Origin of the sequence: Xanthobacter sp. YC-JY1 (assembly GCF_021730305.1) — a bacterium.
GTDB lineage: Bacteria > Pseudomonadota > Alphaproteobacteria > Rhizobiales > Xanthobacteraceae > Xanthobacter > Xanthobacter flavus.
Genome location: NZ_CP032674.1, coordinates 3204030 through 3224559, shown reverse-complemented (window position 1 = coordinate 3224559; position 20530 = coordinate 3204030). Strand labels below are relative to the sequence as shown.

18 protein-coding genes are annotated in these 20530 nt (G+C 68.8%); 6 read left to right on the top strand and 12 right to left on the bottom strand.

The features are described from left to right. Positions 1-5: 5 nt before the first annotated feature. A complete protein-coding gene (locus D7006_RS15080; protein ID WP_237353621.1) occupies positions 6-1019 on the bottom strand; it encodes an aldo/keto reductase in 1014 nt (337 codons plus the stop codon). Between the two features lie 107 nt (positions 1020-1126). Between D7006_RS15080 and D7006_RS15075 the strand changes: the two genes are divergently transcribed. After that, on the top strand, positions 1127-2023 hold the full coding sequence (locus D7006_RS15075; RefSeq protein ID WP_229644934.1) for a LysR family transcriptional regulator: 897 nt from the start codon (positions 1127-1129) through the stop codon (positions 2021-2023). 38 nt (positions 2024-2061) lie between these two features. On the opposite strand, the gene D7006_RS15070 is transcribed toward D7006_RS15075, so the two are convergent. Both D7006_RS15070 and parE read right to left on the bottom strand, forming a co-directional pair. After that, positions 2062-2409 (bottom strand): hypothetical protein, encoded by a 348-nt coding sequence (locus D7006_RS15070; protein WP_237353620.1) that lies wholly within the window; start codon positions 2407-2409, stop codon positions 2062-2064. Between the two features lie 73 nt (positions 2410-2482). Further along, on the bottom strand, positions 2483-4567 hold the full coding sequence (parE, locus tag D7006_RS15065; RefSeq protein ID WP_237353619.1) for a DNA topoisomerase IV subunit B: 2085 nt from the start codon (positions 4565-4567) through the stop codon (positions 2483-2485). Between the two features lie 189 nt (positions 4568-4756). Here parE and recJ point away from each other — a divergent pair, with 189 nt between their 5' ends. Then, the gene (gene recJ, locus D7006_RS15060) at positions 4757-6556 is read left to right on the top strand and encodes a single-stranded-DNA-specific exonuclease RecJ (RefSeq protein WP_237356921.1); all 1800 of its coding nucleotides are present in this window, start codon (positions 4757-4759) and stop codon (positions 6554-6556) included. Positions 6557-6566: 10 nt separating this feature from the next. Continuing rightward, a complete protein-coding gene (locus D7006_RS15055) occupies positions 6567-7256 on the top strand; it encodes a YoaK family protein (RefSeq protein WP_237353618.1) in 690 nt (229 codons plus the stop codon). A 15-nt stretch (positions 7257-7271) separates the two neighbouring features. On the opposite strand, the gene D7006_RS15050 is transcribed toward D7006_RS15055, so the two are convergent. The 4 genes from D7006_RS15050 to D7006_RS15035 form a co-directional block, all read right to left on the bottom strand. Beyond that, positions 7272-7763, bottom strand: a complete 492-nt coding sequence (locus D7006_RS15050; RefSeq protein ID WP_237353617.1) for a hypothetical protein — start codon at positions 7761-7763, stop codon at positions 7272-7274. After that, positions 7756-8709 carry a ParA family protein gene (locus tag D7006_RS15045; RefSeq protein WP_237353616.1) on the bottom strand — a complete coding sequence of 318 codons (954 nt, stop codon included), beginning with the start codon at positions 8707-8709 and terminating at the stop codon, positions 7756-7758. Before D7006_RS15045 ends, D7006_RS15050 begins: the two co-directional genes overlap by 8 nt. A gap of 61 nt (positions 8710-8770) precedes the next feature. Further along, entirely contained in the window at positions 8771-10162 is a 1392-nt protein-coding gene (locus tag D7006_RS15040) for a GntP family permease (RefSeq protein ID WP_237353615.1), read from the bottom strand. A 202-nt stretch (positions 10163-10364) separates the two neighbouring features. Continuing rightward, positions 10365-11756: a GntP family permease gene (locus D7006_RS15035; RefSeq protein ID WP_237353614.1), complete on the bottom strand. Its 1392-nt coding sequence runs from the start codon at positions 11754-11756 to the stop codon at positions 10365-10367. A 202-nt stretch (positions 11757-11958) separates the two neighbouring features. On the opposite strand from D7006_RS15035, the gene D7006_RS15030 reads away from it, so the two are divergent. Together D7006_RS15030 and D7006_RS15025 are read left to right on the top strand one after the other, a co-directional pair. Further along, on the top strand, positions 11959-12270 hold the full coding sequence (locus D7006_RS15030; protein ID WP_169124321.1) for a helix-turn-helix transcriptional regulator: 312 nt from the start codon (positions 11959-11961) through the stop codon (positions 12268-12270). A gap of 15 nt (positions 12271-12285) precedes the next feature. Next, positions 12286-12642 (top strand): hypothetical protein, encoded by a 357-nt coding sequence (locus tag D7006_RS15025; RefSeq protein ID WP_237353613.1) that lies wholly within the window; start codon positions 12286-12288, stop codon positions 12640-12642. Positions 12643-12727: 85 nt separating this feature from the next. Here D7006_RS15025 and argC read toward each other — a convergent pair whose 3' ends face one another. The 5 genes from argC to D7006_RS15000 all read right to left on the bottom strand — a co-directional run bounded on the left by argC (position 12728) and on the right by D7006_RS15000 (position 18149). Beyond that, positions 12728-13780 carry an N-acetyl-gamma-glutamyl-phosphate reductase gene (argC, locus tag D7006_RS15020; RefSeq protein ID WP_237353612.1) on the bottom strand — a complete coding sequence of 351 codons (1053 nt, stop codon included), beginning with the start codon at positions 13778-13780 and terminating at the stop codon, positions 12728-12730. Between the two features lie 294 nt (positions 13781-14074). Continuing rightward, complete coding sequence (gene glpX, locus D7006_RS15015; RefSeq protein ID WP_237356920.1) at positions 14075-15010, bottom strand: class II fructose-bisphosphatase; 936 nt, start codon at positions 15008-15010, stop codon at positions 14075-14077. Positions 15011-15143: 133 nt separating this feature from the next. Next, positions 15144-16439: a homoserine dehydrogenase gene (locus D7006_RS15010; protein ID WP_237353611.1), complete on the bottom strand. Its 1296-nt coding sequence runs from the start codon at positions 16437-16439 to the stop codon at positions 15144-15146. 36 nt (positions 16440-16475) lie between these two features. After that, positions 16476-17696, bottom strand: coding sequence for an LL-diaminopimelate aminotransferase (locus tag D7006_RS15005; protein ID WP_169124316.1), 1221 nt, complete (start codon positions 17694-17696; stop codon positions 16476-16478). Between the two features lie 162 nt (positions 17697-17858). Beyond that, positions 17859-18149: a hypothetical protein gene (locus D7006_RS15000; protein WP_237353610.1), complete on the bottom strand. Its 291-nt coding sequence runs from the start codon at positions 18147-18149 to the stop codon at positions 17859-17861. 250 nt (positions 18150-18399) lie between these two features. Here D7006_RS15000 and phaC point away from each other — a divergent pair, with 250 nt between their 5' ends. Then, positions 18400-20403: a class I poly(R)-hydroxyalkanoic acid synthase gene (gene phaC, locus D7006_RS14995; protein ID WP_237353609.1), complete on the top strand. Its 2004-nt coding sequence runs from the start codon at positions 18400-18402 to the stop codon at positions 20401-20403. Positions 20404-20530 lie beyond the last annotated feature (127 nt).

Here is a 20530-nt window from a genome sequence, read left to right as displayed (position 1 = left end):
GTGCGTCAGGCGCCGGTGCGCTCGCTGTCGAGCATTTCCATCTGTGCGGCGGCATAGCGCTCGCCCTTCGCCGCGCCCTTGGGGATGGCGGCCTCGATGGCGGCCAGCGCCGCGGCATCGAGCGTCACGTTGAGCGATCCCAGCGCCTCGGCGAGCCGGTCGCGGCGGCGGGCGCCGACGAGGGGCAGGATGTCCGCGCCCTGCGCCGCCACCCAGGCGATGGCCACCTGCGCCACCGAGGCCCCGCGCGCCTGCGCCACCTGCCTGAGCGCCTCCACCAGCTTCAAATTCTCGGCGACGTTCTCGCTTTGGAAGCGCGGGCTGTGGGCGCGGAAGTCCGAGGCGGCGCCGGAGGCCTGGTAGTGGCCGCTGATGAGGCCGCGCGAGAGCACTCCATAGGCGGTGATGCCGATGCCGAGGTCCCGACAGGTCTGAAGGATGCCGTCCTCGATGCCGCGGGAGATCAGCGAATATTCGATCTGGAGATCGCTGACGGGATGCACCGCCGCCGCCCGCCGGATGGTTTCGGCGCCCACCTCGGAGAGGCCCACATGGCGCACATAGCCGGCCTGAACCATGTCGGCGATGGCGCCCACCGTCTCCTCGATGGGCACGACGGGATCGAGGCGGGCCGGGCGGTAGATGTCGATGTAATCCACCCCGAGGCGCTTCAGCGTGTAGGCCAGTGCCGTCTTCACCGCCTGCGGGCGCCCGTCGAAGCCGATCCAGTTGCCGGCGGGATCGCGCAGCGCGCCGAACTTCACGCTCAGCACCACGTTCTCCCGCGGCCGACCCTTCAGCGCCTCGGCGATGAGCAGCTCGTTGTGGCCCATGCCGTAGAAATCGCCGGTGTCGAGCAGCGTCACGCCGGCATCGAGTGCGGCGTGGAGGGTGGCGATGCTCTCCGTGCGGTCGGCGGGGCCGTAGAGATCGGACATGCCCATGCAGCCGAGGCCGAGGGGGAAGACGTCGGGGCCGGTGGTGCCGAGGCGGCGGGGGGAGGGGGCGAGGGCGGTCATCTTCATGCTCCGTGGCCGGATGGCGTGTTTGATGGCCGGAGCATGCCTCGCAATCGGTTGTTCGATAATCCTGTGAGTTCGGCAAGCCCTGTGCAATATTTTGCACAATGACCGGTGCCAGCCTCTCCGATCTCGATGCCTTCATGGCGGTGGCGCGTGCCCGCGGCTTTCGCGGGGCGGCGGTGGCGCGCGGGGTGTCTCCCTCGGCCCTGAGCACGGCGGTGCGGCGGCTGGAGGCGCGCATGGGCGTGCGCCTGCTCAACCGCACCACCCGCAGCGTCACCCCCACCGAGGCGGGCGAACGGCTCATGGAACGCCTCGCACCCGTGTTGGCGGAGGTGGAAGGCGCGCTCGACGCGGTGAACGCCTTCCGCGACAGCCCCACCGGCACCTTGCGGCTCAGCGTGCCCAGCGCGGTGGCGCGCGTCATCCTGCCACCGATTACCACTCCCTTCCTCGCGCGCCATCCCGGCGTCACGTTGGAGGTGTCAGCGGACGACACTTTCATCGACGTGGTGGCGGGCGGCTTCGATGCCGGCATCCGCTATGACGAGCGGCTGGAGCGGGACATGATCGCCGTTCCCATCGGCCCGCGCGTGCAGCGCTTCGTCACCGCCGCCGCGCCGGCCTATCTGGCGCGGCACGGCCGGCCCGAACATCCCGACGACGTGCTGAAGCACGCCGCCATCCGCCACCGCTTCGCCAGCGGGCACATGCCGGTGTGGGAGTTCGAGAAGGCGGGGGAAATCGTGAAGGTGCGGCCGGAGGGGAGGCTGGTCGCCTCCAGCATTGACCTCAAGGTGGCTGCCGCCGAGGCGGGGCTCGGCCTGATCCACAGCTTCGACCAACTGCTCAAGCCCTCCATTGACGCCGGGCGGCTGGTGCCGGTGCTCACGGACTGGGAGCAGGACTTCCCCGGCCCCCGCCTCTATTTCCCCAGCCGCCGGCTGATGCCGGCACCGCTGCGGGCCTTCGTGGATTTCGTGAAGGCCGAGAGTTCGTGAACGCGCAGCCCGCCCCGGAATGAGGCGGGCCGCCCGGGTCAGATATTGATCTTCACCGATGCGCCCTGCTTGGCGCAGCGGGCGGTGACGCCGTTGCGGTGGACCTGCGGCGCCTTGGACATGGATTGCGCCGACTGGCCCATGCACCATTTTGCGTGGCGCATGGGGTCGATCCATTCGTTGGCGCGCTTCCAGTCGCAGCCCTGGCTGGCCGCCAGATAGATGACGGAGACCGCCCAGTAGCCGTAATAGACGCAGGACTGCTCGTCATTGCCGAACGACTGCGCCCGCGCCGCCCCCGGCAGCAGCGTCGCCACAGCAAGGCCCGCCGCCACGGCGAGCCGCACGCCGCGCCCCGCGCGTGTCACTTTCGTTTCATCCCCCATGGTCTTCCCCGCCAGAGGCGCCGCGACAGCGGCGTTAAGTCCCCCCGATCACAGCCCGCGCCCCCGCGCCGGCTCAGATGTCCAGCATCTCCTCGCCGGCGAAGGCGGCGCGCTCGGAGATGAAGGCGAAGCGGGCTTCCGGCTTGTTGCCCATGAGCCGTTCCACGAGATCAACGGTGGCGGCGCGCTCGGCATCCTCCACGGAGACGCGCTGCAGGGTGCGCGTCTTCGGATCCATGGTGGTTTCCTTGAGCTGCGCCGGCATCATCTCGCCGAGGCCCTTGAAGCGGCCCACATCCACCTTGCCCTTGGCCGAAAACTCCTTCTTCAGCAGCCGCTCGCGGTGGGCGTCGTCCCGCGCATAGAGGGTCTTGGCGCCCTGCGTGATGCGGTAGAGCGGCGGCACGGCGAGGAAGAGGTGGCCCTCCTCGATCAGCTTGGGCATCTGGCGGAAGAAATAGGTGACGAGGAGGGAGGCGATGTGCGCCCCGTCCACGTCGGCGTCGGTCATGATGATGACCTTCTCGTAGCGAAGGTCCGCCTCGCGATAATGGGCGAGGGTGCCGCAGCCCAGCGCCTGGCCGAGATCGGCGAGCTGCTGGTTGGCTGCGAGCTTGTCGCGCGTGGCGTTGGCGACGTTCAGGATCTTGCCGCGCAGGGGCAGCACCGCCTGCGTCTTGCGGTCCCGCGCCTGCTTGGCCGAGCCGCCGGCCGAGTCGCCCTCGACGATGAAGATCTCGGAGCCGGCCGCCTCGGTGTTGGAGCAGTCGGCCAGCTTGCCGGGCAGGCGCAGCTTGCGCACGGCGGTCTTGCGGGAGACCTCCTTCTCCTGCTTGCGGCGCAGCCGCTCCTCGGCCCGGTCGATCACATGGTCGAGCAGGCGCGAGGCCTGCACGGGATTGGCGGCGAGCCAGTGGTCGAACGGGTCGCGCAGCGCTTGCTCGACGATGCGGGCGGCCTCGGCGGTGGCGAGGCGGTCCTTGGTCTGGCCCTGGAATTCCGGCTCACGCACGAACACCGAGAGCATGGCGGCGCAGCCGGTGATCACATCGTCGCCGGTGATGATGGCGCCGCGCTTGCCCTGGCCGGAGCGCTCCGCATGGTCCTTCAGGCCCTTCAGCAGCACCGTGCGCAAGCCGTTCTCATGGGTGCCGCCGTCGGGCGTCGGGATGGTGTTGCAGTAGGAGGAGATGCTGCCGTCGGCATCCGCCACCCACGCCACCGCCCATTCCACGGAGCCGTGGCCGCCGGTCTTCTGGATGCGGCCGGCGAAGATGTCCGGATGGACCAGCGTGTTGCCTTCGAGGTCCGCCGCCAGATAGTCCTTGAGGCCGCCGGGGAAGCGGAAGACCGTCTTCTCCGGGATGTTCTCGCCGGCCTTCAGCAGCTCGGGGTCGCACGACCAGCGGATTTCCACGCCGCCGAACAGATAGGCCTTGGAGCGGGCCATGCGGAACACGCGGGCCGGCTCGAAATGGGCGCCCTCGCCGAAGATTTCCGGGTCGGGATGGAAGCGCACGCGGGTGCCGCGGCGGTTGGTGATGCGGCCGACTTCCTTCAGCGGACCCTGCGGCACGCCCTTGGAAAAGCTCTGGCGATAGAGGGTCTGGTTGCGCGCAACCTCGACCTCCAGGTCGTCGGAGAGGGCGTTCACCACCGAGACGCCGACGCCGTGCAGGCCGCCGGAGGTCTCGTAGACCTTGCTGTCGAACTTACCGCCGGCATGCAGCGTGGTCATGATGACCTCGAGCGCCGACTTGCCGGGAAACTTCGGGTGCTCCTCCACCGGGATGCCGCGGCCATTGTCCGAGACGGTGAGGTAGCCGTCGGCGCCGAGTTGCACCTCGATGAAGGTGGCGTGGCCAGCCACGGCCTCGTCCATGGAATTGTCGACCACCTCGGCGAAGAGGTGGTGTAGCGCCTTGGAATCGGTGCCGCCGATATACATGCCCGGCCGGCGCCGAACCGGCTCCAGCCCTTCCAGCACCTCGATATGGGCGGCGGTATAGTCGCCGGCCATGGCGGGCACGACGGCGGCCTTGCCGCGCGCGCTTTCCTTGCCGGTCGATTCCCGCGCAGGCGACTTGCTGGCACCGCGCGGGCGGGCGGCGAAGAGATCGTCGGAATTATCGCTGTCGGAATTGTCGGTGTTGGACATGGGACTCTGAGGTCGGAGGTTTGGGCGCCAGATAGCAGAACGGCAGGGCCGGCGCGAATCGGGACGGCGCCGCGGCCCCTGATTTCCCCATAGTGACAGAGCCGGCGGGCGAGGGGAACAGAATGGCAACAATTGAGCCATGCCCGGCCCGCGCTCGACGCCGCGTCTCTCCTCTGGCTTCATGCGCGCGTGAACATCGCCGTACCGAATCGCCTCTTCCTCGACGTCGCCCGCTCCGCCACCGGCCGCACCTGGCGGGAACGGCTGGACGTGCGCGGAGGGCAGACGGCGCTCGCCATGGCCCAGCGCTTCGGCATCAGCGAGCTGCTGGCCCGCGTGCTCGCCGCCCGCAATGTGGGGCTGGACGAGGTGGAGCGCTATCTCGACCCCTCCATCCGCACCCTTCTGCCCGATCCCGACACGCTCACCGACATGCCCGCCGCCGTGGCGCGGCTCGCCCGCGCGGTCACCACCGGCGAGCAGGTGGCGGTGTTCGGCGACTATGACGTGGACGGCGCCTGCTCCACCGCCCTCATGGTGGGCGTGCTCCAGGCCGGCGGGCTCGACCCGTTCTTCCACATTCCGGATCGCATCTTCGAGGGCTACGGCCCCAATGTGCCGGCCATCGAGCAGCTCGCCGCGCGGGGCGTGACCCTGCTGGTGACGGTGGATTGCGGCACCACCTCGCTGGAACCGCTGGCGGCCGCGAAACGGCTCGGCATGGACGTGGTGGTCATCGATCACCATCAGGCGGGGGAGACGCTGCCGCCCGCCACTGCCATCGTGAACCCGAACCGGGAGGACGACCTCTCCGGCCTCGGCCATGTCTGCGCGGCCGGGCTCGCCTTCGTGGTGGCGGTGGGTCTCGTGCGGGCGCTGCGCCAGAGCGGACATTTCAACGCCGAGCGGCCGGCGCCGGACCTGCTCGAAGCCCTCGACATCGTGGCGCTGGCCACGGTGGCGGACGTGGTGCCGTTGATTGGCCTCAACCGCGCCTTCGTGGCGAAGGGGCTCATCGCCATGCGCCGGCGCACCCGCATCGGCCTCACGGCGCTGATGGACGCGGCGCGGCTGGATGGGCCGCCGCGGCCCTTCCATCTCGGCTTTCTCATCGGCCCGCGCATCAATGCCGGCGGGCGCATCGGCGAGGCGACGCTGGGCGCGCGCCTGCTGCTGACGCAGGACCCCGCCGAGGCGCGCGGTATCGCCGCCGAGCTGGACCGCCTGAACGCCGAGCGGCAGGAGGTGGAGCGCGCCATCCTCGCCGCCGCCGAGGCCGAGGCGCACGCGGCGCTCGGCATCTCGGAGGAGGGCGCCGTGGTGGTGGTGAGCGGCGAGGGCTGGCATCCCGGCGTCGTCGGCCTCGTCGCGGCGCGGCTGAAGGAGCGCTTCCAGCGCCCGGCTTTCGCCATCGCCTTCAATGGCGAGACCGGCACAGGCTCCGGCCGCTCCATTCCCGGCGTGGACATCGGCCGCGCGGTCCGCGGGGCGGTGGAGAGCGGGCTCCTGGTGAAGGGCGGCGGCCATGCCATGGCGGCCGGCCTCACGGTGGAGCGCCGCCAGCTTGGCGCGCTACGCGCGGAGCTGGAGCAGCGCCTCGCGCCGGATGTGGAACGTGCCCGCGCCGAGGGCACCCTTTCCATCGACGGCGCGCTGACCGCCCGGGGCGCCACTTTGGACCTCGTGGAGACGGTCGCCCGCGCCGGCCCGTTCGGCGCCGGCAATCCCGAGCCGGTGTTCGCCTTTCCCGGCCACCGCATCAGCTATGTGGAGAGCTTCGGCGCCGGCCATGTGCGCGCCCGCATCTCTTCGCCGGACGGCACGACGCTGAAAGCCACCGCCTTCCGCTGCGCCGAGGAGCCGCTGGGCCGGGCGCTTCTGGCCGCTCGCGGACGCAATCTGCATGTGGCGGGGTGCCTCGACATCGACACCTGGCAGGGCGAGACGCGGGTGGCGCTGCGCATCCGCGACGTGGCAGAGGCCGGATGAGGTTGCTGCCGTGAAGGTCCTGCTCGCCGTCCTCCTCTGCTTCAATGCCGGCTTCGTGGATGCGGCGGGCTTCGTCGCGCTCGGCGGGCTGTTCGCGGCCCATGTGACCGGCAATTTCGTAACCATCGCCGCCTCGCTGGCCCATGGCGATACGCCCTCGCTGGCGAAGGTGGCGGCGCTGCCGGTGTTCGCCGTGGTGGTGCTGTGCGCGCGGGAACTGAGCCTGTTCCTCGCTCGGCGCGGGCGGGACGATTTCCGCGTGCTGATGGCGGCAAAGCTCGTGCTGCTCGCCCATGCGGCGCTGGTGGCGGTGCAGTCCGGCCCCTTCTACGACCACGACGCCCCCGCCGCCGTGATGATGGGCATGACGCTGGTGGCGGCCATGGCGCTGCAGAACGCGCTCCACCGCACCCACCTCACCGATTCACCGCCCTCCACCATGATGACCGGCACCTTCACGCAGCTGCTGGTGGACATCGCCAATCTCTGGCGGCCGCTGGAGGGCACCAACATCCCCGCCACCCGCGCCCGCCTTGGGCGCATGACCGCGAACCTCGCCGCCTTCATCGGCGGCTGCCTCTCCGCCGCCTTGCTCTATCGCGCGGTGGGCATGTGGTGCCTGTTCGTGCCCACCTTCGTGGCGGTAGCGGAGATCTTCACGCTGGGGCCGGACCCGGCGCCGAAGAAGGACCAAGCGTAGTCCCGCCTCGCGGGCTCACCGCTCTTCCGACACCCGAAGCGCCGTCCGCCCGGTGATTTTGCGCTTGCGCGGCGCGGGCTTCCCATCGAGGGGCGCGGGTTCGGCCGGCGCCGCTGGAGCGGGCGCCACCGCAGGGGCCTTGCGGGAAGAGGCCTTCTTCGCGGGCTTGGCGGCCGGCGCAGCCGGCGCGCGGCTGGCATCCGCGAGGGTGAGGAGCGCCTTCACCCGGTCGCCGGGCTGGGCGAGGGCCGGGGCGTGGGGATCGACGCGGGTGAGCAGCGTCTTGGTCTTGGGGGCGGGCACGCCGTCCAGCGCCTCGGCGAAGGCGGCTGGGCCAAGCAAAGCGCGGATGGCGCGCAGGGCGTCGAGGTCCGTCCCCTCCGCCACCAGCTGGGCGCGGACGATCTCGTTCACCGCCTTGCGCGCGAGATTGCCGCCGGCCGGGAACAGGCCGGCCTTGCCGCCGATGGCCGCGAGCAGAGCGAAGAAATCCGAAGTCTCAGCCATGGAGCCGCCTCCGCGTCTCGTTCACCAAGTCGCGCACCGAATCCACCGCGTTGTACCATTTCTGCTCGAAGGAGGGCGCGTAGGGAAAGTTTTCCGGGTCCATGGCCCGCTCGATGGCGGCGAGGTTGCGGACCTCCGTGTCGAACATCTCATAGACCGCATCCGCTTCCTCCGCCTCGTCCCGGAGGCTGATGAGGGTGTCGCGATGCTGGATCTTCTGCGCGTGCACCCGGCTCGCCAGCACCAGCGGCCGGCGCCGGGGCTGGGGCAGGGTGGAGCGCGTCACATGGGCGTTCTCCCACACCGAGGCGCGGAAGGCGTCGAAGCCGAGGGTGGAGAGATAGTCGGGAATGGTGGGCACGATCACCATGTCGGCGAGGCGGATGGCCACCTCGGTGAAGGCGGAGATGCCGGGCGCGCAGTCGAACAGCACCACGTCATAGTGCGCGCGCAGGTATGCGAGCGCCTCGTCCAGCACCTTCAGCGACTGGCCCTCCAGCGAGCGCAGGCCGTAATTCTTCTCCGCCAGCCGCAGCACGATCTCGCGTTCCAGCAGGCGCAGGCGGGGGCTCGCCACCACCATGTCGATGGCCAGCTCCTCGCCCGCTTTCATCACATGGCAGATGCTCGGCGTGATGTACTGGGCGATGGAGGTGCGATCACCATAGAGCAGCCGGTCGGCGAGGAAGGATGTCACGGACTGGCGGCGGTCGAGGATCGCCCGCAATTCGTCGTCATGGGCGAAGCAGTAGGAGGCGTTGGCCTGTGCGTCGAGATCGACCACCGCCACCCGCGCGCCCTGCTCCGCGAAGCCTTCCGCCAGCATGACCACGGTTGTGGTCTTGCCCACCCCGCCCTTCATGTTGGCGACGGCGATCACCTGCCCCCCGGCAGCGGCCCCTCCAGGATCGGCCCCCCCGGCTTCGGCCCCCCCGACTTCAGCCATGTCCGCACCCACCCCTCGCAGCCCATGTTGCGCCGCAACCTAAAGGCGATGCTGCATCTGCTCAATAGAGGCCGGTGAGATAATAGAAGCCGATCACGAAGAAGGCCGCGGTGGTCTTGATGATGGTGACGGCGAAGATGTCGCCGTAGGACTGACGGTGCGTCAGCCCGGTCACGGTGAGCAGGGTGATGACCGCGCCGTTGTGCGGCAGCGTGTCCATGCCGCCGGCGGCCATGGAGGCCACGCGGTGCATCACCTCCAGCGGAATGCCGTAGGCCTGCGCCTCGGCGATGAATTGCTGCGCCATGGCCCCGAGCGCGATGGAGAGGCCGCCCGAGGCCGAGCCGGTGATGCCGGCCAAGGTCGTCACCGTGATCGCCTCGTTGATGAGGGGATTGGGGATGGAGGTGAGCGCCGCCTTGATGACGAGAAAGCCCGGCAGCGCCGCGATGACCGCGCCGAAGCCGTATTCCGTGGCGGTGTTGAGGCCGGCGAGGAGCGCGCCGCCCACTGCTTCCTTCGAGCCGCCGGCGAAATGGCCGGCGATGGCCCGGTAGCCGAACGCCACCACCGTGAGGATGCCCAGGAGTAGTGCCGCCTCCACCGCCCAGATGCCGGCCCAGACGTGGGTCTCAACGCTCACCGCCGGTCCGCCCTCCACCAGCGTCGCGCTGGCGTGGGGCCCGAACCAGCCGGGGATGTGCCAGGCGAAGAACAGGTTGGCGAGGCCCACCACAACCAGCGGCAGTACGGCGAGCAGCGGCGGCACGGGCGGGACGCTGTCGTCGGGCAGGCTCTCGTTGAGGTGGCCGGTGCCGTAGCCTTCGCCGGCGCGGTGAGCCTGCATCCGGCGGAATTCCAGATAGGAGATGCCCGTCACGAAGATGAAGATGGAGCCGACGATGCCGAGGATGGGCGCCGCATAGGCCGTGGTGCCGAAGAAGGCGGTGGGGATGATGTTCTGCAGCTGCGGCGTGCCGGGCAGCGTATCCGCCGTGAAGGAGAAGGCGCCGAGCGCGATCACCGCCGGCAGCAGGCGCTTGGGGATGCCCACCTGCCGGAACATCTCCGCGCCGAAGGGATAGAGCGCGAACACCACCACGAACAGCGAGACGCCGCCATAGGTGAGCACCGCGCCCACCAGCACGATGGAGACGATGGCCCGCCTCGGCCCCAGCAGGTTCACCACCGCCGAGACGATGGAGCGCGAGAAGCCGGCCAGCTCGATGAGCTTGCCGAAGATGGCGCCCAGCAGGAACACCGGGAAGTAGAGCTTGATGAAGCCCACCATCTTTTCCATGAACAGGCCGGAAAAGATCACCGGCACCGCCGCCGGATCGGTCAGCAGCACCGCGCCGATGGCGGCGACCGGCGCGAACAGGATGACGCTGAAGCCGCGATAGGCCACGAGCATCAGGAAGAAGAGCGCGGCGAGGCAGACGACGAAGCTCATGGCTGTCAATCCGGCGCAGGTAGGGGAGTCCTCAAGCGGGACAGTAATGCGCCCTACGGCCGAGCACCAGCTTCGGAATTCATAAGAATTGTTGCACTGCAATGGCTTGAGGCCGCCGCGGCATCCGCCGGGTCGGCCTCATTCCCTGCCAACCCCTGTAGCGCCGCGACCCGGGCGTGACCGGACGCGACGCTGCACCCGCTCAATAGAGGCCGGTGAGATAATAGAAGCCGATCACGAAGAACACCGCGGCGGTCTTCACCAGCGTTATGGCGAAGATGTCGCCATAGGCCTGCCGGTGGCTCAGACCGGTCACGGCGAGTAGGGTGATGACGGCACCGTTGTGGGGCAGCGTGTCCATGCCGCCGGAGGCCATGGAAGCGACGCGGTGCAGCACCTCCATGGGGATGCCGGCGGCATTGGCCTGGGCGATGAACTGCTCCGACATGGCTGCGAGCGCGATGGACAGGCCGCCCGAGGCCGAGCCGGTGATGCCGGCCAGCGTGGTCACGGTGATGGCCTCGTTGACCAGCGGATTGGGGATGGCCGATAGCGCCGACTTGATGAGAAGGAAGCCGGGCAGCGCCGAGATGACCGCGCCGAAGCCGTACTCGGTGGCGGTGTTGAGGCCCGCGAGCAGCGCGCCCGACACGGCATCCTTGGAGCCGGTGGAGAACTTGCCGGCGATGGATTTGAAGCCGAACACCGCGACCGTGAAAATGCCGAGAAGCAGTGCGGCTTCCACGGCCCAGATCGCCGCCCAGGTGCTGGTCGGCACGCTGACGGGGGCCGCGCCCGGAACCAGCGTGGCGGTCGCGGTGGCTTCGAACCACTGCGGGATGAGGCGGGCGAAGATCAGGTTGGCGATGCCCACCACCACCAGCGGCAGCAAGGCGAGAATCGGGGAAACGAGCGGCACGGTCTCGTCCACCACCACCTCGTTAAGGTGGCCGGTGCCGTAACCCTCGCCGGCCTTCGCCGCCTGGCGGCGGCGGAACTCGAGGTAGGACAGCCCCACCGCGAGAATGAAGGCGGTTCCGACGAGGCCCAGGATGGGCGCGGCATAAGCGGTGGTGTGGAAGAAGGTGGTGGGGATGATGTTCTGGATCTGCGGCGTGCCGGGCAGCGTGTCCATGGTGAAGGAGAACGCCCCGAGCGCCACCACCGCCGGCAGGAGCCGCTTGGGAATGCCCACCTGGCGGAACATTTCCGCGCCGAAGGGATAGACGGCGAACACCACCACGAACAGCGAGACGCCGCCGTAGGTCAGCAGGGCGCCCACCAGCACGATGGAGAGGATGGCGCGGCCTGGCCCCAGCAGCTTCACCACCGAAGCGACGATGGACCGCGAAAAGCCCGACAGCTCGATGAGCTTGCCGAAGACGGCGCCCAGCAGGAACACCGGGAAGTAGAGCTTGATGAAGCCCACCATCTTTTCCATGAAAAGTCCGGAAAAGACGACCGGCACCGCGGCCGGATCCGTGAGCAGCACCGCGCCGATGGCGGCGACGGGGGCGAACAGGATGACGCTGAAGCCCCGATAGGCCACGAGCATCAGGAAGAAGAGTGCCGCAAGGCAGACGACAAAGCTCATGGGACGAATCCGGTGGAGGTAAGAATGCGATCGGGCCGGACACTAGTGCGGCCCGCGACCGGACACAGCTTGTCCATTGGTATGGGGGACCTGACGGACCTTGCGGTAACCGGCAGAAGGCGCACGATGAAGCACGGGCCGAGTCGAAAAGGCCCTGGATACCTCTTGACTTCAACGCTTCAACGATTGATAGAGTGTTCACATGAGTTTCGACGCGCAGCGTTCGCTCACGGGCCGGCAGGTGGATGAGGCGGCGGGGATGTTCTCCGCATTGGCCGATCCCCAGCGCCTGCGGCTGCTGATCCTGCTGGCCGGTCGCGAGGCTTCGGTCACGGAGTTGGCGGAGGCCCAGGGGGAGAAGCTCTCGACGGTGTCGGTGCGGCTGAAGGTGCTTCATGCCGCGCGCCTCGTCGGGCGGCGGCGCGAGGGCAAGTCGATCCTCTATCACCTGGCGGACGACCATGTGCTGGCCCTCGTGGCGAGCGCGGTGGAGCACGCCTGCGAGAATCATTGAAGCGAGGAGCAAGCCATGTCTGGGACCTGCAAGATCCACCCGAACCACGACCACCAGCATGGCCCCGGCTGCGGCCACACCGCCATCCGCCACGAGGGGCACGTGGACTATCTCCACGACGGCCACCTCCACCACATGCACGGCGACCATGTGGACGAGCATGTGATCGCGGTGAGCGAGACCAATCCCGACCGCTGCACCCCCAACCACAGCTGCGCGGGCCACGAGCCAGGCCATGTCCACGGCCCCGGCTGCGGTCATGAGGCGGTGCCCCACGGCGATCATGTCGACTATCTCGTGGACGGCCACCTGCACCACCCCCACGACGGCCATTGCGACGACCATGGCCCGGTCGAGGTGGTCCGCGGCTGATCCGCGATCCGCAGGAGTGCCCCAAAAGAAAAAGGCCGCGCCCTCACCGGGCGCGGCCTTTTCGCATCAGGTCGGCGTCACGGCCTCACGGCATCAGCGCGATCTGCTCCAGCCCCTCGGTCTCGGGGAAGCCCATGACGAGGTTCATGTTCTGCACAGCCGAGCCGGACGCCCCCTTCACGAGGTTGTCCAGCGTGGAGATGATGATCGCCCGGCCGGGCACGCGGTCGGCCACCACCCCCAGGAACACCATGTTGGACCCGCGCACATGCCGCGACTGCGGCACCTGGCCGAAGGGCAGCACGTGGACGAAGGCCGCGCCCTTGTAGAAGTCGGTCAGGATGCGGTGCAGGTCCTCGGCGGTGGCGCCGGTGGTGCGCACATAGATGGTGGCGTAGATGCCCCGGTTCATGGGCGAGAGCACCGGCACGAACATGGGCTTCACCGGCCGGCCGGCGGCCTTGGAGAATTCCTGGTCCAGCTCGCCCATGTGGCGGTGGCCGGAGACGGCATAAGCGTGGATGCCCTCCGACACCTCGGAGAACAACATGGCCTCCTTGGCCGAGCGCCCGGCGCCGGACATGCCGGTCTTGGAATCCACCACGATGGTCTCCGGCTCCAGCGCGCCGGCTTCCAGCAGCGGCACGATGGGCAGGATGGCGGTGGAGGAATGGCAGCCGGGATTGGCGACGAGGCGCGCCTTGCGGATCTCGTCGCGATAGATCTCGGCGATGCCGTAGGCCGCCTCCTTCTGGAGGTCGAGCGCCTGGTGGGGATGGCCGTACCATTCCTCATAGGCGCCAGGATCGGAGAGACGGAAGTCGGCGGAAAGGTCCACCACCTTCACGTTCGGCGCCGCGTCGAACACCTTCTTGATGACGAGCTGGGTGGTGGCGTGCGGCAGGGCGCAGAACACCACGTCGACGGCGGTGAAATCCACCTCGTCGATGGTCACGAGCTTGGGCAGCGGGAAGGGCGCGAACTGGGGGAACACGTCGGCCATGGACTGGCCGGCCTTCCGGTCCGCGGTGAGCGCGACGATCTCGACGCGCGGATGGCGCAGCAGCAGGCGCACCAGCTCGGAGCCGGTGTAGCCCGAGGCGCCCAATACCGCGATCCTAGCCTTTGCGTCAGACATCTTGCTCTCCCGAGGGGTCTCCCGTCGCGCGGCCGCAGCCGGCGAACGGGGCGAAGGTGCTTACACCCAATCACACGTCAGGGAAAAGACAGGGGTGCGCATGGCCGTTCCACGTTTTGCGGAAGAACTGGCGATGCCTCCCCGCCGCCGCACGGGAGAGGGGAGAACCGGGACCGTCATTGCCCGGCTTGTCCGGGCAATCCACGGCTGGACCGGGGCAGGTCTTCGTACATCCAGCCTGCGGACGGGTGGATCGCCCGGACAAGCCGGGCGATGACACCTAAAGGGGTGTGCTCACGCGAGGCGGAACTTGGAGAAGTCGCGGTGCTCGGTGGCGATGCGGCGCACGGTGCCGGTGGCGGCGCGCATCACGATGGTGTCGGTGGAGATCACGTCCCGGCCGAAGCGAACGCCCTTCAGCAGCGCGCCGTCCGTCACCCCGGTCGCGGCGAACAGGCAGTCGCCGCGCACCATCTCGTCCAGCTTGTAGACCTTGGAGAAGTCGGTAATGCCGAGGGCCTTGGCCTGGGCGCGCTTCTTCTCGGTGTCGAGCACGAGGCGGCCTTCCATCTGCCCGCCGATGCAGCGCAGCGCGGCGGCGGCCAGCACGCCCTCGGCGGCGCCACCAAGGCCGAGATAGATGTCGATGCCGCTCTCGTGCGGGTTGGCGGTGTGCACCACGCCCGCCACGTCGCCATCGGTGATGAGCTTGATGGCCGCGCCGGTCTTGCGCACGGCGTCGATCAGCGGGCCGTGGCGCGGCCGGTCGAGGATGAGGGCGGTGACGTCGGACGGCGGCACGCCCTTGGCCTCGGCCAGCGCGCGGATGTTGTCCTGCGGGCTCTGGGAAAGGGAGACGATGCCTTCCGGATAGCCCGGCCCGATGGCGATCTTCTCCATGTAGCAGGGCGGCATCTTCAGCAGCGTGTCATGCTCGGCGAGCACGAGCACGCAGAGCGAGCCCTCCATGTTCTTGGCGCAGAGCGTGGTGCCTTCGAGCGCGTCCACGGCGAGGTCGACTTCCGCCCCGCCGCGCCCCAGCTTCTCGCCGACGAAGAGCTGGTCGCACTCGCCCTCGATGCCCTCGCCGATGACCAGCGTGCCGGAGACCGGAATCTCGTTCACCTCGCGGTGGCAGACGGTCATGGCGGCGATGTCGGCGGCCTGCTCGTCGCCGTGGCCGCGCAAACGGGCGGCGGCGACGGCGCAGCGCTCCATGGCCTGGGCCATATCGAGGGCAAGGCGCCGGTCGAGCACCTGCGGGGCTCTCTGCCCGTGTTCCGTGGCCTTCTCTGGCGTCCTCTGGGTCGTCCGGGCACCGCTCATGACGTCGGTCCTTCTGGTTTTGTCGCCGCGCTCCGGATCAGTCCTTCTCGATCCGGATGACCTGGGGCAGGGAGGCAACCACGCCGTCCGCCTCGATGGCGGCGATGGCGCGACGCACCGCGGCCTCGGTCGTGGCATAGGTGATGAGGATCACATGCGCGGTGTCGGACGGCACGCCGCCGCCCGGCTGGCGCTGGACGATGGATTCCAGCGAGATCTGCTCGTCCGCCATGCGGCGGGTGATGGTGGCCGCCGTGCCCGGCTTGTTCACCACGGCGAGGCGAATGTAGTAGCCGCCCTCGTGGCGCTGCATGGCGGCGCGCTCGGCCCGTGCGAGGCGCTCCACCGGCAGGCCGAAGGCATAGCCCTTCGCGCCACGCGCCACGTCGAAGATGTCGCCCACCACCGCCGAGGCGGTCGCATCGCCCCCGGCCCCGGGGCCGACCAGCGTCAGCGCCACGGCATCGCCGTCCACCGCCACCGCATTGGTGACGCCGGAAACCTGCGCGATGGGCCAGTGCTTCGGCACCATGGTGGGATGCACGCGCTGCTCGATGCCGGTGTCGGTCTTCACCGCCACGCCGAGCAGCTTCACCCGGTAGCCGAGATCGTCCGCCGCCTCGAGGTCGGCGAGGGTGAGCTGGCGGATGCCCTCCACATAGATCGCATCCGCATCCACCTGCGTGCCGAAGGCCAGCGAGGTGAGGATGGCGAGCTTGTGGGCGGTGTCGAAGCCGTCGATGTCGAAGGTCGGGTCCGCCTCCGCATAGCCGAGGCGCTGGGCTTCCGTCAGGCAGACGTGGAAGGAGAGCTTCTCGTCCGCCATGCGGGTGAGGATGTAGTTGCAGGTGCCGTTGAGGATGCCCGACACGCGCTCGATGGCGTTGCCGGCCAGCGCCTCGCGCAGCGTCTTCACGATGGGGATGCCGCCCGCCACCGCCGCCTCGAAGTGCAGGCCCGCGCCGGAGGCCTCGGCCCGGCGGGCAAGCTCCACGCCGCACTTGGCGAGCAGTGCCTTGTTGGCGGTGACGACGGGAATGCCCCGGTCGAGCGCGGCGGCGACCGCCGCCTTGGCGGGGTCGCCGTCGCCGCCCATCAGCTCCACGAACACGTCGATGTCGCCCTCGCGGGCAAGCGCCACCGGGTCCTCGAACCAGGCCACGGACGAGAGATCGACGCCACGGTCGCGGCTGCGGTCGCGGGCGGCCACGGCCGTCACCTTCACGGTGCGGCCGGTGCGCGCCTCAAGCTCGCCGGCGCGGCGCTCGAGCATGCGGAAGACCGCGGCCCCGACGGTGCCGAGGCCGGCGAGGCCCACTTTCAGTTCGCTCATCTGTCAGTCCGGTTCCTGTCCTCGGCTGGCCCTGTTTCAGCGCGCGGCGCTGAGCGGAACCACGTTGTGCAGCGTGGTGCCGGCCTGCTCGAAGAAGCGGCGGATGTTGCGCGCCGCCTGGCGGATGCGCTGCTCGTTCTCCACCACGGCGATGCGGACATACTCGTCGCCGTGCTCGCCGAAGCCGACGCCCGGCGACACCGCCACCTCGGCCTTCTCGATGAGGAGCTTGGAGAATTCCACGGAGCCCATGGCCCGGAAGGGTTCCGGAATGGGCGACCACGCGAACATGGTGGCGCGCGGCACGGGGATGTTCCAGCCGGCGCGGCCGAAGCTCTCCACCAGCGCGTCGCGGCGCTTCTTGTAGGTCTCGCGCATCTCGGCGATGCACTCCTGCGGGCCGTTCAGCGCCGCGGTGGCCGCCACCTGGATGGGGGTGTAGGCGCCGTAATCCAGATAGGACTTCACCCGCGACAGCGCGGCGATGAGGCGCTCGTTGCCCACGGCGAAGCCCATGCGCCAGCCGGCCATGGAATAGGTCTTGGACATGGAGGTGAATTCCACCGCCACGTCCATGGCGCCCGGCACCTGCAGCACCGAGGGGGGCGGGTTGCCGTCGAAATAGAGCTCGGCATAAGCGAGGTCGGAGAGAACGATGAGGTCGTTCTTCTTCGCGAAGGCCACCACGTCCTTGTAGAACTCGAGGTCCGCCACGCAGGCCGTGGGGTTCGACGGATAGCACAGCACCACCGCGATGGGCTTGGGGATGGAGTGCTGAACCGCCCGCTCCATGGCGTGGAAGAATTCCGGCCCCGGCTCGGCCGGCACCGAGCGGATGACGCCGCCGGCCATGAGGAAGCCGAAGGCGTGGATCGGGTAGGACGGATTGGGGGTCAGGATCACGTCGCCGGGGGCGGTGATGGCCTGCGCCATGTTGGCGAAGCCTTCCTTGGAGCCCAGCGTCGCCACGACCTGCCGGTCGGGGTCCAGCTTCACGCCGAATCGCCGCTCGTAATAGGCCGCCTGCGCCTTGCGCAGACCGGGGATGCCCTTGGAGGCGGAATAGCGGTCGGTGCGCGGCTTGCCGATGGTCTCTTTCAGCTTCTCATAGACATGCGCCGGCGCGTCGAGGTCCGGGTTGCCCATGCCGAGGTCGACGATGTCCACCCCGGCATTGCGGGCGGCGGCCTTCACACGGTTCACTTGCTCGAACACGTAGGGCGGCAGCCGGCGAATGCGGTGGAAATCGGTCGTCATCTCAATGGCTCCAGAGGCCGCGCATGTCTCTCCCGGCGCGGCAGTCGGGCTTTGTAGCACTGTTCGGTGAATGAAAAAGCCTTGATTGCGGTCGCGATGGGGCGATGGCCCGCATATCGCACTGCACAATGACTCAAATCGCCCGGTGTCCAGGCCGGCGGCTCACTGCGCCTGTGGCACCTGCTTGGCCTGCTGCTGGCGGGCGAGGCGTTCGAGGTCCCGCTGCAGCTTCTGCTGTTGCTCGGTGGTGAGGGGCTCGCGCCGGTCGGGCTGGGGGCCGCCGAGGGTGGGGAAATGGGTGGCATCCACCTCCGGCACCGAGGTCTGCGGCGGCGCAAGGCCCGGAATGCCCGAGCCGGCGCAGGCGGACAGGCTCGCGGCCAAGGCGAGAAGAAGCGCGGCGCGCAGCGTCGGGACGGCACGGCCGCGGGCCGTCGGAGAGAAAAGGTCCATTGTCCGTTCCGGATGGCTCCCGGACCCGGCGGTGACGATACCGGGGCGAGATACCTCCTGAGGGGCCGGTGCCGTGCGGGCATACCGCATGCTCGACCAAGGAGGGGGGTCAAAGGGTGCCTCCGGCGTGGCCGTGAGGCTCGATCCTGTCACTTTCACACTCTAGAGTATGAAGGAAGCGCAGGCAGCGATAAAGATGGGCTACGTTTCGTAACGGCCCGCGAGCAAGACCCGCGAGAAGGAAACGCGCATGTCCCGTGTTGAGGAAACGCCGAACGTATCCGCCGCCGCCCCCATGATGTCGGTGGAATCGCCGGTTGCGGCGGGCGGCCCCGCGCATCTCAGCGTCGTCCCCCCCGCGGCCCAGACCTCCCCGAATCCCGCGCCCGAATCAGCGCCCCCTGCGGCCAGGGTGGAAGCGCCGAAGGCCGGCGCCGGGTCCAAGGCTGACGGCAAGGGCGGCGACGGCAAGGGCGAAGGCGCCCGCTCCGGCCTCGACATCGAGGCCTTCTCCCAGAATCTGGCGCAGATGGTGGATGAGGGCAGCAAGGCGCTCGCCGCCTATCTCGGCCCGCGCACCCAGGCCAAGACCGACGACCTCGCCGACGAGATCGCCGACGCCCTCAAGACCGTGGGCCAGGTCGCCGAATACTGGATGACCGATCCCCAGCGCTCGCTGGAGGCGCAAACGCGCCTCATGACCGGCTATCTCTCGGTCTGGACCAACACCTTGAAGCGCCTCGGCGGCGAGAAGGTCGAGCCGGTGACCGCGCCGGACGCCAAGGACGCCCGCTTCAAGGACGAGGGCTGGCGCGAAAGCCCGATCTTCGACGCGCTCAAGCAGGCCTATCTCGTCACCACCCGCTGGGCCGAGGAGATGGTGGAGCAGGCCGAGGGCCTCGACGCCCACACCAAGCACAAGGCCGGCTTCCTGGTGAAGCAGGTGACGAACGCCATCTCGCCCTCCAACTTCGTGATGACCAATCCGGAGCTGATCCGCGAGACCTTCTCGTCGTCCGGCGAGAATCTCGTCAACGGCATGAAGAACCTCACGCGGGACCTCGTCGCCGGCAACGGCTCGCTCAAGATTCGCCAGACGGACATGAGCGCCTTCGAGGTGGGCCGGAACCTCGCCACCACGCCGGGCAAGGTGATCTACGAAAACGATCTGATGCAGCTCATCCAGTACGAGGCCACGACCGGCAGCGTGAAAAAGATGCCGCTGCTCATCGTGCCGCCGTGGATCAACAAGTTCTACATTCTCGATTTGACGGCAGAGAAGTCCTTCATCCGCTGGCTGGTGGACCAGGGCATCAGCGTCTTCGTCATCTCCTGGGTCAATCCCGATGCCCGCCTCGCCGAGAAGGGCTTCGACGACTACATGCGCGAGGGCATCATGGCCGCCCTCGACAAGGTGGCGGTGGCCACCGGCGAGCGGCAGGCCCACGCCATGGGCTATTGCGTCGGCGGCACGCTGCTCGCCACCACGCTCGCCTACATGGCCGCGACGGGGGATGACCGCATCGCCTCCGCGACCTTCCTCACCACCCAGATCGATTTCACCCATGCGGGCGATCTCAAGGTGTTCGTGGACGAGGACCAGCTCGCCGCCATCGAGCGGAAGATGAAGCAGACGGGATATCTGGAAGGCAGCAAGATGGCCTCGGCCTTCAACATGCTGCGCTCGAACGATCTGATCTGGCCCTATGTGGTGAACAACTACATGAAGGGCAAGGCGCCGTTCCCGTTCGACCTTCTGTTCTGGAACGCCGATTCCACGCGGATGCCGGCGGCGAACCACTCCTATTACCTGCGCAACTGCTACCTCACCAACAACATCGCCCGCGGCCTCGCCGAGCTGTCCGGCGTGCGCATCGACATGACCAAGGTGAACGTGCCGGTCTATTCGCTGGCGACGCGGGAAGACCACATCGCCCCGCCCAACTCGGTGTTCATCGGCGCCAACATGCTCTCCGGCCCGGTGCGCTACGTGCTCGCGGGCTCGGGCCATATCGCCGGCGTGGTCAATCCGCCGGCCAAGATGAAGTACCAGTACTGGGCCGACGGCCCCACCGGGCCGAGCTACGACCTGTGGCTCCAGGGCGCGCAGGAGCACAAGGGTTCCTGGTGGCCGGACTGGCTGACCTGGTTCTCCAGCTATTATCCCGAGGACGTGCCCGCCCGCCCCATCGGCGGCGGCCACTTCACCCCCATCGAAGACGCCCCCGGCCGCTACGTGCGCGAAAAGAGCTGAGGGGAGGGGGGGCGCCCTCTGCGGTCTCGCTCCCGTCGCCCTTCCGGCTCGACCGGAGGACCCATCCTTCACCACCGTCATGCCCGGGCTCGTCGCGGGCATCCACGTCGGGCCGACGGGCCGATGG